The sequence below is a fragment of the Streptomyces sp. NPDC001980 genome (assembly GCF_040296885.1).
GTDB lineage: Bacteria > Actinomycetota > Actinomycetes > Streptomycetales > Streptomycetaceae > Streptomyces.
Genome location: NZ_JBEOYD010000055.1, coordinates 42,335 through 54,259 on the forward strand (window position 1 = coordinate 42,335; position 11,925 = coordinate 54,259).

Consider the following 11,925-nt stretch of genomic DNA (forward strand, 5'->3'; position numbering starts at 1 on the left):
TGACAGGTTCACGGATGAGATGTTCCGGGTTGCGGGACGAGGCTGTCAAGGTGTCGCGAAAGAAAACATTCACGGGGTGCGACGCCTGAATGCAGGCATCACACCCCGTGGCGGAGCGGTGACTCGCGGAACGGCGGCCCCGGTCAGGCGTTGATGGTGCCCGCGGCGAGGAGGCCGAAGAGCGCCAGGCCGATCACGATCCGGTAGATCACGAACGCGTTGAAGGAGTGCTTGGCGACGAACTTCAGCAGCCAGGCGATGGAGGCGTAGGCGACCACGAACGAGACGACCGTGCCGACGACCAGCGGCGCGGCGCCGACGCCCGCACCGAGGGCGTCCTTGAGCTCGTAGATGCCGGCGCCGGTCAGGGCCGGGATGCCGAGGAAGAAGGAGAGGCGAGTGGCGGCGACCCGGTCCAGGTCCAGGATGAGCGCGGTGGACATGGTGGCGCCGGAGCGGGAGAAGCCGGGGAAGAGCAGGGCGAGGATCTGCGAGCAGCCGACCAGCATCGCGTCCTTGAAGGAGGTGTCGTCCTCACCGCGCTTGTGGCGGCCCATCTGGTCCGCGCACCACATCACACCGGAGCCGACGATCAGCGAGCCGGCGACCACCCACAGCGACCCCAGTGGCCCCTCGACGAGCTTCTTGGCGGCGAGGCCGACCACGACGATCGGGATGGTCGCGGCGATCACCCACCAGGCGAACTTGTAGTCGTGGTGGTAGCGCTCGTTCTTGTTGACAAGGCCCCGGCCCCAGGCGGAGACGATCCGCTTGATGTCCTTGAAGAAGTACACCAGCACGGCGGCGATGGCGCCGACCTGGATGACGGCGGAGAACCCGACGACGGACTGGTCGTCGACGGGGATGTTCATGAGCCCCTCGGTGATCTTGAGGTGGCCGGTGGAGGACACCGGGAGGAACTCGGTCACCCCCTCGACTACCCCGAGGATGGCGGCCTGGCCGACAGAGATGGCGCTCATGGGATCCAGTTCTGCAGAGTTTGGTCGACAGTGCTGTAGACAGTCTTACAGGCGCGGTTGAGAAGCAAGTCCTACGCCCAGACGGCTCGGGCGATCGCCGCCCCGGCGAAAGCCGCCCCGAGCCCCGCCGCGAGGCTCGCGACGACGTTGGCGGCAGCGTAGAGCCCGGCGCCGGTCTCGGTCAGCCGGAGGGTCTCGTAGGAGAACGTCGAGTACGTCGTCAGCGCCCCGCACAGCCCGGTGCCGAGGAGCAGCTGGAGGTGCGGACTCGCCGCACCCGCCGTCGCCGCGCCGGTCAGCAGGCCCAGGATGAGGCAGCCGGTGACGTTCACCACGAAGGTACCCCAGGGGAAGACGGAGTCGCGCCTGGCCTGGACGGCGCGGTCGGTGAGATAGCGGAGCGGAGCACCGACGACGGCGCCGAGGACGACCAACAGCCAGTTCACAACGACTTCTTACCCTTCACGTCCGCTTTGTCCGTGTCGCCCGTTTCGCGCGTGCGGCCGACGTACCTGATGACCTCGCAGTCGTCCAAGGTCACGAGTCCCTCGCCGCGTGGGCGCGGTGCACGATCTCCGTGTAGAGGGGCTTGTGGTGCCAGATGTCGTCCTCGCCGATGTAGACGGTCGGGCGCAGGGCGCGGCCGGTCGGTCTCGTCATCGCTGCCTCCGGGTGAGGACACGGCGGGTCGCGGTCGCCGCACACCACACCGCCGCGAGGGCCGCGCACAGGGTCGCGGCGAGATAGGCCAGGGCGACGGCGGGCCGGCCGTGGTCGACCAGTTTCTGGATGTCGACGGCGTAGGTGGAGAAGGTGGTGAAGCCGCCGAGGACGCCGGTGCCGAAGAAGGGGCGGACCAGGCGGTGCGCGGGGAGTCCTTCGGTGATCAGCACCAGGAACGCGCCGATCACCGCGCAGCCGATGACGTTCGTCCAGAAGGTCGCCCAGGGGAATCCCCCGGCGGTCGTGGGCAGGGCCAGGGCGAGCGCGTAGCGGGCCACGGCGCCGAGCGCGCCGCCGACGGCGACCACCGCGACGACCGGTGCCTGGGCACGCCACTCGGGCCGCCGCCGGGGGCTCGGCTGGACTCGGAGGCTCTCGGCTTCCGGGGCTGTCATGGTCGTACGTCTCCTGTTCGGCACCGCCCCTGACGGGTGCCTCAGGGTACCGCCGGGCGTACCCGGCGGTCACTTCGCGGTGGGAGCCGCGCAGACCGCGACGCCGGGCTCCCAGACGCTGCCGAGGACGAGGTGGCGGCCGGTCCGGCAGACGCTGGTGACCATGCGGAAGCCGGAGTTGCGGCGGGCGAGGTGGTGGACGACCCGGCCGTGGTCGTCGAGGGCCAGGACGGCGACGGTGCCGACGGGGCGGTAGGGGGCGTGCACGGCGGCCCGGGCTGCCGCCCGGCGGACGGCGAGGGGGCTGTGGTGGAAGACGTCGAGCGGGGGGTTGCGCGGGCCCGCGAGGGCGACCCAGACGAGGTCGCCGTCGCGCCAGATGTTGTCGGGCATGCCGGGGAGCTCGGCGAAGAACTCGGCGCGGCCGGTCCGCGGGCCGGTGAGCCAGTAGCGGGTGAGGCGATACCCGCCGGTCTCGGCGACGATCAGGAAGGTGCCGTCGCCGCTCACGGTCAGCCCGTTGGCGAACTGGAAGCCCTCCCAGGCCACTTCGGCCGTGCTCGCACCCGGAGCCAGACGCAGCAGGCGGCCGGTGCCGCTGTGCTCGACGATGTCGCCGATCCACTGGTCGAGGGGGAACCGGCGGCTGGAGGCGGTGAAGTAGACGGTGCCGTCGGGCAGGGCGACCACGTTGCTCGCGAACCGCAACGGCTCCCCCTCGACCGTGTCGGCGAGGACGTGGACGGCGCCGTCGGCGAGGCCCACGCGCAGCAGGCCGCGTTCCGCGTCGCAGACCAGCAGGTCGCCGTCCGGGAGGAGGTCGAGCCCGAGCGGCCGGCCGCCGGTCCGGGCCAGCGTCCGGACCCGGGCGGTGTCCGGGTCGCCGAGCCCGTCCAGCCGCAGGATGCGGCCGTCCTCGACGCCGGTCAGGATCCGGCCGTCGGGATCCGTCACCACGTCTTCCGGGCCCCGGCCGCCGATGGCGACGTAGTGGAGGGGGACGAGGCGCGTGGGTCGGTCCATGAGTCCCATGGTGGCAGGAGTAACCGCTCTCACCAGCCCTTCTCGAACATCCGGGCCACTTCGGCGATCCGGATCTCGTCGCGCCGGTAGTAGACGCGGTGCCGGATGCGCTTGGTGCGGAGCAGGCCGAGACGGGCCAGCAGGCCCAGATGGGTGCCGGCGACCTTGCGGGAGACCCCGAGTTTGGCGGCGACGGCCCGGGCGGTGACGCCGTCCTCGGCGGGGTCGGCGTGGCGCTGGGGCGGGAAGTGGGCCGCCGGATCCTTGAGCAGGTCCAGAATCTCCAGGCGGCTTGCGCTCGTGGCGTTCCTCAGCATCCGACCGGCCTCCGTCCCTGCCTCCTCGCAGTGTGTGTTCCCACTGTCCCGCAGCCGAAGCCCCCTCGCGCGGGAGTCGGGGCGCGATGTCCGAGAGCGAACGGCCGTACGAGTTCGGCCGGTCGGTGACTTGCCCACGGAGCATGTCCGGAACACGGCGGAGGGGCCCGACCGTCCCCTTACGGCCGGGCCCCCGTCAGTGGCGGTTCAGCGGTGGCTGAACCACGCCATGGAGGAGAGCGCCTTGTCGTCGTAGCCGAACAGGGCCTGGTTCTCCCAGCCGTTGCCGGACGTGGCGTCGGTCGGGTCCCAGCCGTTGCCGGTGACGGCGGTCCAGGTCGCCTCCCAGTAGAAGACGCCGAGGCCGCGGCCGTTCGGGACGGCCTCGACGATGCTCGCGACGGCGTTCATCCAGGCCAGCTGGCCCGCGGTGGTGGCCGGGTAGCCGGTGACCAGTTCGCTGCTGGTGTCGATCTGGTTCTCCAGCGAGTCGTCCTGGGCCAGGGTGAACGGGTAGGCGGTCTCGGCGACGAAGACCGGCTTGGCGTAGCGGGAGGCCACGTCGTCCAGAGTGGTCTGGGCGGCGGCCAGCGAGCCGTGCCAGTAGCCGTAGTACGACAGCCCGATCACGTCGTAGTTGATGCCGTAGGTCTTGGCGTTGTCGAACCACCAGCGGACCGTGGCGTCGTCGCCCGCGTTCGCCAGGTGCAGGGCGACCTGGGTGGAGGAGGAGACCGCCTTGGCCGCGCTGTAGCCGGAGTTGATGAGGCCGGCGAGCTGGGACCAGTTGTCGGTGGAGCCCTCGGACCAGAGCATGCCGCCGTTGATCTCGTTGCCGATCTGCACCATGTCGGCGGTGGTGCCCTGGGCCTTCAGCGCGTTGAGGACGTCGTACGTGTGGTTGTACACGTCGGTCTTCAGCTGGCTGTAGGAGTCGTTCGCCCAGGCGGCGGGCTTGGTCTGCTTGCCCGGGTCGGCCCAGGTGTCCGAGTAGTGGAAGTCGACCAGCAGCTTCATGCCGGCGGCCTTGATGCGCTTGGCCATGGCCAGCACATGGGCCTTGTCGTTGTAGCCGTCGGCCGGGTTGACCCAGACCTTCAGGCGCGCGTAGTTCATCCCGGCGTTCTTGAGGATGGTGACCGCGTCCCCGGTGGTGCCGGAGCTGGTCTTGTAGACGCCGCCCTTGGCCTCGCTCTTGGCCAGTGACGAGATGTCAGCGCCCTTGATGGACAGGCCGGTTGAACCCGACGCGAAGGTCAGGTCGTCGACGTTGATCCAGTTGCCCGCGTTGGCGTCGGAGTAGACGCTGATCGTGCACTGGTTGTTGGTGACCGCGATCGAGGTGACGATCCGCACCCAGCTGCCGGTGGAGACCGGCAGGTCGGTCTTCTGGTCCGAACTGCCACAGTTCTTCAGGGATATGTAGGCGGAGTTCTGCCCACCGCTGGAGCGGACCCAGGCGGTGAGGGTGTAGTTCCCGTTGGTCAGACCCGACAGGTACTGGTAGGTCTCCACCTTGTAGGCGGAGGCCGAGTAGTGGCTCAGGCGGTAACTGCCGCTGTGGCCGCCGGACTCGGTGTACGAGGCGCCCGTGTCGCCGTACTCCGACCAGCCGGTGGGCGTGGCCACGCCCGCACCGTCCGACTCGAAGCCGCCGTTGGTGAGGGTGCTCGCCGCCTGGGCGGTCTGGGCCGGGAGGGCGGTGAGGGCGAGCCCGGCCAGGAGCGGCAGCAGCAGGGCTCTGAGGGTGCGTCTGGGATGGAACATCATCGTCCGTCGTCCCTTCGACGTGACTGGGGTGGGGTGTCCTCCGGCGGGGCCGGAGGAGGCCCCTCCGTCCGCGGCTCTCGTGGCACTCGCGGACGGAGGGGAGTCTCGGCGGGTCCGGGCCTGTGGCTCTGCCCGGCCCGGCGGGCGGGCTCAGCCGTCGAGTCGTACGACCCGGACGGTGCCCGCGGGGACCGCGAGCCGGCCCGCGGCGCGTTCGCCCGTCAGCAGTTCGGTGCCGTGCGCCTCCAGGGGCACCTTGGCGTCGGTGGCGGTGTGGTTGATCGCGAAGAGAAAGCTGCCGGACGCGCCGGTGCGGCGGACCACCTCGACGTCGCGCGGCAGTTCGGCGCGGGGCGCGATCCGGGCGTCCTCGGCGGCCCAGCCGAGCAGGGCGTCCAGGCCGTGCGCGTCCAGGCGCGTCGAGACGTACCAGGCGGTGCCCTCCCCCAGCTGGTGGCGGGTGACGGCCGGCCGGCCGGCGGTGAGGCCGTCGGCGTAGCTCCAGACGGTCTCGGCGGCACCCGGGACGACGAACTCGGTCCACACGTCGCCGGTCAGCTCGGACCCGTCGGGGCCGGTCAGCCGCACCCGCTGGTCCTTGAGCAGGGGCGAGAACTCCTCGACCGTGAGGCCGAGGGTCTCGCGCAGGGTGCCCGGGTAGGCGCCCTCGTGCACCGCGTCGTGCTCGTCGACGATCCCGGAGAAGTACGAGACGACGAGGGTGCCGCCGTTCTCGACGTACTCGCGGAGGTTGTTCCCGGCCGCCTCCGTCATCAGGTACAGGGCCGGTACGACGACAAGGGGATAGGCCGACAAGTCGCTTTCCGGGTGGGCGAAGTCGACCGTGAGGTGCCGGTCGTAGAGGGCCTCGTAGAAGGCGTCGGCGCGTTCACGCGGGTCGTGGTCCTCGCTGGGGCGCCACTGGAGGTTCTGCGCCCACCAGGACTGCCAGTCCCACAGGACGGCGACGTCGGCCTGGGTTCGGGTGCCCTTGATCCGGCTCAACGAGTCGAGCGAGGCGCCGAGTTCGACGACCTCGCGCCACACCCGGGTCCCGGTGCCGCCGTGCGGGAGCATCGCGGAGTGGAACTTCTCGGCGCCGCGCCGGGACTGCCGCCACTGGAAGAACAGCGCGCCGTCGGAGCCGCGGGCCACGTGCGCGAGGGAGTTGCGGGCCATCTGGCCGGGGGCCTTGGCGGGGTTGCGGGGCTGCCAGTTGACGCCCGAGGTGGAGTGTTCGAGGAGCAGCCAGGGGGCGCCGGCGGCGACCGAGCGGGTGAGGTCGGCGGCCATCGCGAGGTTGACGTGGGTGCGGCGGCCGTCGGTGATCAGGTAGTGGTCGTTGGTGACCAGGTCGACCTCACGGCCCCAGGCCCAGTAGTCCATGGAGTCGCACTGGCTGAGCGCGGTCATGAAGTTGGTGGTCACCGGGACGCCGGGCGAGAGGCGGTGCAGGATGTCCCGCTCCGCACGGAAGTTCTCGCGGATCGTGGCGTCGACGAACCGCTTGTAGTCGAGGGCCTGGCCCGGATTGACCACGGTCGGGGTGACGCGCGGCGGGTTGATCTGCGCCAGGTCCGTGTAGTGCTGGCCCCAGAAGGCCGTGCCCCAGGCCTCGTTGACGGCGTCCACGGTGCCGTGGGCGCCGGCGAGCCAACCGCGGAAGTGGGCGGCGCAGGAGTCGCAGTAGCAGGCCGAGACGGGGACGCCGTACTCGTTGTGGACGTGCCACAGCGCGAGGGCCGGGTGCTCGCCGTAGCGCTCGGCGAGGCGGGTGGTGATGTTCGCCGCCGCCGCGCGGTAGTCGGCGTTGGAGTGGCAGATGGCCCCGCGGGAGCCGAACTCGTAGCGCACGCCCTCCGCGGTGACCGGGAGGGCCTCGGGGTGGGCCCGGTAGAACCAGGCGGGCGGCGCGACGGTGGGGGTGCCCAGGTCGACACGGATGCCGTTCTCGTGGAGCAGGTCGAGGACCCGGTCTAGCCAGCCGAAGTCGTACTCCCCCGGGGCCGGCTCCAGCAGGGCCCAGGAGAAGATCCCGACGCTCACCATCGTGACCCCGGCCTCGCGCATCAGCCGGACGTCCTCGTGCCAGACGCTTTCCGGCCACTGCTCGGGGTTGTAGTCACCGCCGAAGGCGAGCCTGGTCAGGCCCCTGGGGGTGGTGTCCGGCATGGATCTCTCCCGTTTAGTCGATCATTTGGGAACGTTCACACACATCGATCGTGGCGTGAGCCCAACATAACCGCACAGCAACAACCATTGACAAGTGTCCGGGATGTTTCTCTACTGTGAACGCTCACAGAGCATGACACGGACTCGCGACGGGCGATGATCCGGGTCTGAGAACGCTCACACATCTGCATGGCAGGTCCCCGCGACGGGCGGGGACCCAGGTCAGGGGAGAGATCCATGCCGCACACGAAGCGCCGCCGCCTCGTGACAACCGCCATCGCCATCTCGCTCGGCGCCACCGCCCTCGCCGCCTGCGGCTCGTCCGACGACAGCAAGGCCGACTCCGGTCCGGTCTCGCTGACGTACTGGGCCTGGGCGCCCGGTATGGACAAGGTCGTGGACCTGTGGAACAAGGGCGAGGGCAAGAAGGATCAGATCACCGTCACGGTGAAGAAGCAGGCGTCCGGCGACACGCTGGTCACCAAGATCCTCACCGCGCACAAGGCGAAGAACGGCCCCGACCTGGTGCAGGCCGAGTACCAGGCGCTGCCGACGCTGGTCAGCAACGACGCGGTCGCCGACATATCGAAGAACGTCGGCGACGCCAAGAGCAAGTTCGCCGACGGGGTCTGGCAGCAGGTCACGCTGGGCACGGACGCGGTGTACGCGGTGCCGCAGGACATCGGCCCGATGATGTTCTACTACCGCGCGGACCTCTTCAAGAAGTACGGCCTCAAGGTGCCGACCACCTGGGACGAGTTCGCCCAGGACGCCCGTCAGCTGAAGAAGAAGGCACCCGACCTCGACCTGACCACGTTCTCCGCCAACGACTCCGGCCTCTTCGCGGGCCTCGCCCAGCAGGCCGGCGCCAAGTGGTGGACCACCTCCGGCGACAAGTGGAAGGTCGCCATCGACGACGCGGCCACCCAGAAGGTCGCCTCGTTCTGGGGCGGTCTGGTCAAGGAGGGCGTCATCGACAACCAGCCGATGTACACGCCGGCCTGGAACAAGGCGCTGAACACCGGCAAGCAGATCGCCTGGGTCTCCGCCGTGTGGGCGCCGGGCACGCTGACCACGGCCGCGCCCGACACCAAGGGCAAGTGGGCGATGGCCCCGCTCCCCCAGTGGTCCGCGTCCGAGAACGTCACCGGCAGCTGGGGCGGCTCCTCCACCGCCGTCACCACCGACTCCAAGCACCAGGCGGCCGCCGCCAAGTTCGCGGCCTGGCTGAACACCGACGGCGAGGCGCTCAACGCGCTGGCCAAGGAGAGCGGCATCTACCCGGCGGCCACGAACGCCCAGACCAGCGGCGCCTTCGCCAGCTCGCCCGACTACTTCTCGAACCAGTCGGACTTCTACACCAAGGCCGCCGAGATCGCGAAGACCACGGCGCCCTCCGCGTGGGGCCCGAACGTGAACGTCGCCTACACGTCCTTCAACGACGCGTTCGGCGCCGCCGCGAAGAACAAGTCGGACTTCACCGCCGCCCTGCAGAAGATGCAGGACGACACGGTCGCCGACATGAAGAAGCAGGGCTTCGAGGTCTCTCAGTGACCAGCCCCGCCGGCCGGAGGTCGTACGGGGTCAAGGGGGCCCCGTACGCCTTCCTTCTCCCCGCCACGATCCTCTTCGCGCTGTTCTTCGCGCTGCCCATCGGGTACGCGGTCTGGCTCAGCTTCCGCAAGGTGCACGTCTCCGGGCTCGGCCTGGGCGCCGGCGCCCGCACGGAGGTCTGGGCCGGCCTGGAGAACTACAAGGACGCCCTCACCGACAACGAGTTCTACGACGGTGCGCTGCGCGTCCTCGGCTACGGCTGCATCGTCGTCCCGGTGATGCTGGGCCTCGCCCTCCTGTTCGCGCTGATGCTCGACTCCGAGCGGGTCCGGCTCGCCCCGTTCACCCGGCTCGCGATCTTCCTGCCGTACGCCATCCCCGGCGTGGTGGCCGCGCTGCTGTGGGGCTTCCTGTACCTGCCGGACGTCAGCCCCTTCTACTACGTGCTCGCGAAGCTGCACCTGCCGCAGCCGAACCTGCTGGACGGCGGCCCGCTGTACCTCGCCCTGTCCAACATCGCGGTCTGGGGCGGCACCGGCTTCAACATGATCGTCATCTACACCTCGCTGAGGTCCATCCCGGCCGAGGTCCACGAGGCGGCGAAGCTGGACGGCGCCACCCCGCTGCAGACCGCCCTGCGGATCAAGATCCCGATGGTGGCGCCCTCGCTGGTGCTGACCTTCTTCTTCTCGATCATCGCGACGCTCCAGGTCTTCAACGAGCCGATGACCATCAAGCCGTTCACCAACTCCGTCAACCTGAGCTGGAGCCCCCTGATGAAGGTGTACCAGGACGCCTTCCGCCGGGGTGACATCTACTCGGCAGCCGCCGAGGCGACCCTGATCGCCATCGCCACGCTGGTGCTGTCCTTCGGGTTCCTGCGGGCCGCGAACCGCCGTAACAAGCAGGAGGCAGCACAGTGAGTTCTCTTGCCGTACGCAAGGCCGCCCCGGCGGCCGGTACGACGCCCGGGACCGCACAGGGACCCCCGCTGCGTCGCCGTATCGCCCTGATCCCGACGATCACCCTGCTGCTCGGCGCGATCTACACGCTGCTGCCGGTGGCCTGGGTGGTGATCGCGTCCACCAAGTCCGGCAGCGAGCTGTTCTCCACGTTCACCTTCCTGCCCGGCTCCGGCTTCGCCGACAACCTGAAGGACCTCAACGCCTACCGCGACGGCATCTACTGGAAGTGGATGGGCAACTCCGCCCTGTACGCCGGTCTCGGTGCCGTGGTCTCGACGGGCGTGTCGGCGTTCAGCGGCTACGCCCTGGCGACCTACCGCTTCAAGGGCCGCGAGACGATCTTCAACGTGCTGCTCGCCGGCGTGCTGATGCCTCCGGTCATCCTCGCCATCCCGCAGTACCTGCTGCTCGCCAAGGCGAACCTCACGGACTCCTATCTGTCCGTGCTGCTGCCCCAGATCCTCTCCCCGTACGGCGTCTACCTCTCGCGGATCTACGCGGCCGCGGCCGTGCCCTCCGACGTGGTGGAGGCCGGACGGATGGACGGGGCGAGCGAGTGGCGGATCTTCACCCGGATCGCGCTGCCGATGATGATCCCCGGCATGGTGACGGTGTTCCTGTTCCAGTTCGTGGCCGTCTGGAACAACTTCCTGCTGCCGTACATCATGCTCAGCGACGACGAGAAGTTCCCGCTCACGGTCGGTCTGTACACGCTCCTGGAGCAGGGCGCCAGCACTCCGGCCCTGTACACCCTGGTGATCACCGGCGCGTTCCTGGCCGTGCTGCCGCTGATCGCGCTCTTCCTGGTCATTCAGCGCTTCTGGAGCCTTGACCTGCTGTCCGGGGCCGTAAAGTCATGACCATGAGCAGTAGTGCGGGGGGCCGGCGCAAACCGCCGACGATCCATGACGTGGCGCGCGAGGCCGGTGTCTCACGGGGCACCGTCTCGCGGGTGCTCAACGGCGGGCACTACGTCAGTCCCGCCGCCGCGGAAGCGGTCAACGACGCCATCCGCAGGACGGGTTACGTCGTGAACCGGCACGCCCGCTCGCTGATCACCGGGCGTTCGGACTCGGTCGGCTTCCTGCTGACCGAGCCGCAGGAGCGGTTCTTCGAGGACCCCAACTTCAACGTCCTGCTGAGCGGTTGCACCCAGGCGCTGGCGAGCCACGACATCCCGGTGCTGCTGATGCTGGCGGGCACGAAGGACGAGCGGCGGCGGATCACCCGGTACATCACGGCCGGGCACGTGGACGGGGTGCTGCTGGTGTCGAGTCACTCCGGTGACCCGGTCGCGCAGGAACTGCGCGAGGCGGGCGTTCCGCTGGTGGCCTGCGGCAAGCCGATCGGGCTCGGCTCGAAGGTGAGTTACGTGGCCGCCGACGACCGGGACGGCGCCCGGGACATGGTCCGGCACCTGCTGGACGTGGGGCGCCGCCGGATCGGCATGATCACCGGGCCGCTGGACACCCCGGGCGGTGTGGAGCGGCTCGCCGGGTACAAGGAGGTCCTCACCGAGGCCGGTATCGCGGTCGACGAGGCGCTCGTCGTGCCCGGGGACTACAGCAAGGCGAGCGGCGAGGCGGGGGCGGAGCGGCTGCTCGCGCAGGCGCCGGACCTGGACGCCGTGTTCGTGGCCTCCGACCTGATGGCGCAGGGCGTGCTGGCGGTGCTGCAGCGGGCCGGCCGGCGGGTGCCGGATGACATCGCTGTCGGCGGTTTCGACGACTCCCCGGCGGCCACCGCGGTGACCCCGCAGCTCACCACCATCCGTCAGCCCTGGGACCGGATCAGTACCGAGATGGTCCGGGTGCTGCTCGCCCAGATTGGGGGCGAGGACCCGGCGGCGGTGATCCTGCCGACGGAGCTGGTGCGGCGCGAGTCGACGTAAGCGCTCCGCTGGGAGGGCCGTGCTATGCCGTCGGTCGCCTGCGGCGCCGTCGTGGCTGGTCGCGCAGTTCCTCCCCCAGCCTTCGGCGGGGCGCTGAGAGTTCGGGGCGTCGAAATTCGATGTGGCGAATCAGAC

The 11,925-nt window shown here is 69.8% G+C and carries 11 protein-coding genes and 1 pseudogene; 4 read left to right on the top strand and 8 right to left on the bottom strand.

The features are described 5' to 3' along the window. Positions 1 to 143 precede the first annotated feature (143 nt). The 8 genes and pseudogenes from ABT137_RS45445 to ABT137_RS45480 all read right to left on the bottom strand — a co-directional run bounded on the left by ABT137_RS45445 (position 144) and on the right by ABT137_RS45480 (position 7,380). Positions 144 to 980: an undecaprenyl-diphosphate phosphatase gene (locus ABT137_RS45445; RefSeq protein ID WP_351718628.1), complete on the bottom strand. Its 837-nt coding sequence runs from the start codon at positions 978 to 980 to the stop codon at positions 144 to 146. A gap of 71 nt (positions 981 to 1,051) precedes the next feature. Further along, positions 1,052 to 1,426 (bottom strand): fluoride efflux transporter CrcB, encoded by a 375-nt coding sequence (gene crcB, locus ABT137_RS45450; RefSeq protein WP_351718631.1) that lies wholly within the window; start codon positions 1,424 to 1,426, stop codon positions 1,052 to 1,054. 103 nt (positions 1,427 to 1,529) lie between these two features. After that, a pseudogene (locus ABT137_RS45455) lies at positions 1,530 to 1,640 on the bottom strand (DUF190 domain-containing protein); the annotation flags it as partial. Next, positions 1,637 to 2,098 carry a fluoride efflux transporter CrcB gene (crcB, locus tag ABT137_RS45460; RefSeq protein WP_351718633.1) on the bottom strand — a complete coding sequence of 154 codons (462 nt, stop codon included), beginning with the start codon at positions 2,096 to 2,098 and terminating at the stop codon, positions 1,637 to 1,639. The gene crcB (ABT137_RS45460) and the pseudogene ABT137_RS45455, both read right to left, overlap by 4 nt. A 69-nt stretch (positions 2,099 to 2,167) precedes the next feature. Beyond that, the gene (locus ABT137_RS45465) at positions 2,168 to 3,121 is read right to left on the bottom strand and encodes an SMP-30/gluconolactonase/LRE family protein (RefSeq protein ID WP_351718635.1); all 954 of its coding nucleotides are present in this window, start codon (positions 3,119 to 3,121) and stop codon (positions 2,168 to 2,170) included. Between the two features lie 29 nt (positions 3,122 to 3,150). Further along, positions 3,151 to 3,438 (bottom strand): ArsR family transcriptional regulator, encoded by a 288-nt coding sequence (locus tag ABT137_RS45470; RefSeq protein WP_351718638.1) that lies wholly within the window; start codon positions 3,436 to 3,438, stop codon positions 3,151 to 3,153. 207 nt (positions 3,439 to 3,645) lie between these two features. Further along, entirely contained in the window at positions 3,646 to 5,205 is a 1,560-nt protein-coding gene (locus ABT137_RS45475) for a glycosyl hydrolase 53 family protein (RefSeq protein WP_351718640.1), read from the bottom strand. A 153-nt stretch (positions 5,206 to 5,358) separates the two neighbouring features. Next, a complete protein-coding gene (locus tag ABT137_RS45480) occupies positions 5,359 to 7,380 on the bottom strand; it encodes a beta-galactosidase (RefSeq protein WP_351718642.1) in 2,022 nt (673 codons plus the stop codon). A 237-nt stretch (positions 7,381 to 7,617) separates the two neighbouring features. Here ABT137_RS45480 and ABT137_RS45485 point away from each other — a divergent pair, with 237 nt between their 5' ends. Genes ABT137_RS45485 through ABT137_RS45500 form a run of 4 tightly spaced genes read left to right on the top strand, consistent with a single transcriptional unit; the run spans position 7,618 to position 11,790 of the window. Then, positions 7,618 to 8,934 (top strand): ABC transporter substrate-binding protein, encoded by a 1,317-nt coding sequence (locus ABT137_RS45485; protein WP_351718644.1) that lies wholly within the window; start codon positions 7,618 to 7,620, stop codon positions 8,932 to 8,934. Next, on the top strand, positions 8,931 to 9,857 hold the full coding sequence (locus tag ABT137_RS45490) for a carbohydrate ABC transporter permease (RefSeq protein WP_351718646.1): 927 nt from the start codon (positions 8,931 to 8,933) through the stop codon (positions 9,855 to 9,857). The genes ABT137_RS45485 and ABT137_RS45490 overlap by 4 nt, the downstream gene beginning before the upstream one ends. Continuing rightward, a complete protein-coding gene (locus ABT137_RS45495; RefSeq protein ID WP_351718649.1) occupies positions 9,854 to 10,759 on the top strand; it encodes a carbohydrate ABC transporter permease in 906 nt (301 codons plus the stop codon). The genes ABT137_RS45490 and ABT137_RS45495 overlap by 4 nt, the downstream gene beginning before the upstream one ends. Next, positions 10,756 to 11,790: a LacI family DNA-binding transcriptional regulator gene (locus ABT137_RS45500; RefSeq protein WP_351718651.1), complete on the top strand. Its 1,035-nt coding sequence runs from the start codon at positions 10,756 to 10,758 to the stop codon at positions 11,788 to 11,790. The genes ABT137_RS45495 and ABT137_RS45500 overlap by 4 nt, the downstream gene beginning before the upstream one ends. Positions 11,791 to 11,925 lie beyond the last annotated feature (135 nt).

What these genes read in the sequence shown, in the direction of transcription:
- ABT137_RS45465 (WP_351718635.1), bottom strand. Translation starts at nt 3,121, where the DNA reads ATGGACCGACCCACGCGCCTCGTCCCCCTCCACTACGTCGCCATCGGC.
- ABT137_RS45475 (WP_351718640.1), bottom strand. Translation starts at nt 5,205, where the DNA reads ATGTTCCATCCCAGACGCACCCTCAGAGCCCTGCTGCTGCCGCTCCTG.
- crcB (WP_351718633.1), bottom strand. Translation starts at nt 2,098, where the DNA reads ATGACAGCCCCGGAAGCCGAGAGCCTCCGAGTCCAGCCGAGCCCCCGG.
- ABT137_RS45480 (WP_351718642.1), bottom strand. Translation starts at nt 7,380, where the DNA reads ATGCCGGACACCACCCCCAGGGGCCTGACCAGGCTCGCCTTCGGCGGT.
- ABT137_RS45485 (WP_351718644.1), top strand. Translation starts at nt 7,618, where the DNA reads ATGCCGCACACGAAGCGCCGCCGCCTCGTGACAACCGCCATCGCCATC.
- ABT137_RS45500 (WP_351718651.1), top strand. Translation starts at nt 10,756, where the DNA reads ATGACCATGAGCAGTAGTGCGGGGGGCCGGCGCAAACCGCCGACGATC.
- ABT137_RS45445 (WP_351718628.1), bottom strand. Translation starts at nt 980, where the DNA reads ATGAGCGCCATCTCTGTCGGCCAGGCCGCCATCCTCGGGGTAGTCGAG.
- ABT137_RS45470 (WP_351718638.1), bottom strand. Translation starts at nt 3,438, where the DNA reads ATGCTGAGGAACGCCACGAGCGCAAGCCGCCTGGAGATTCTGGACCTG.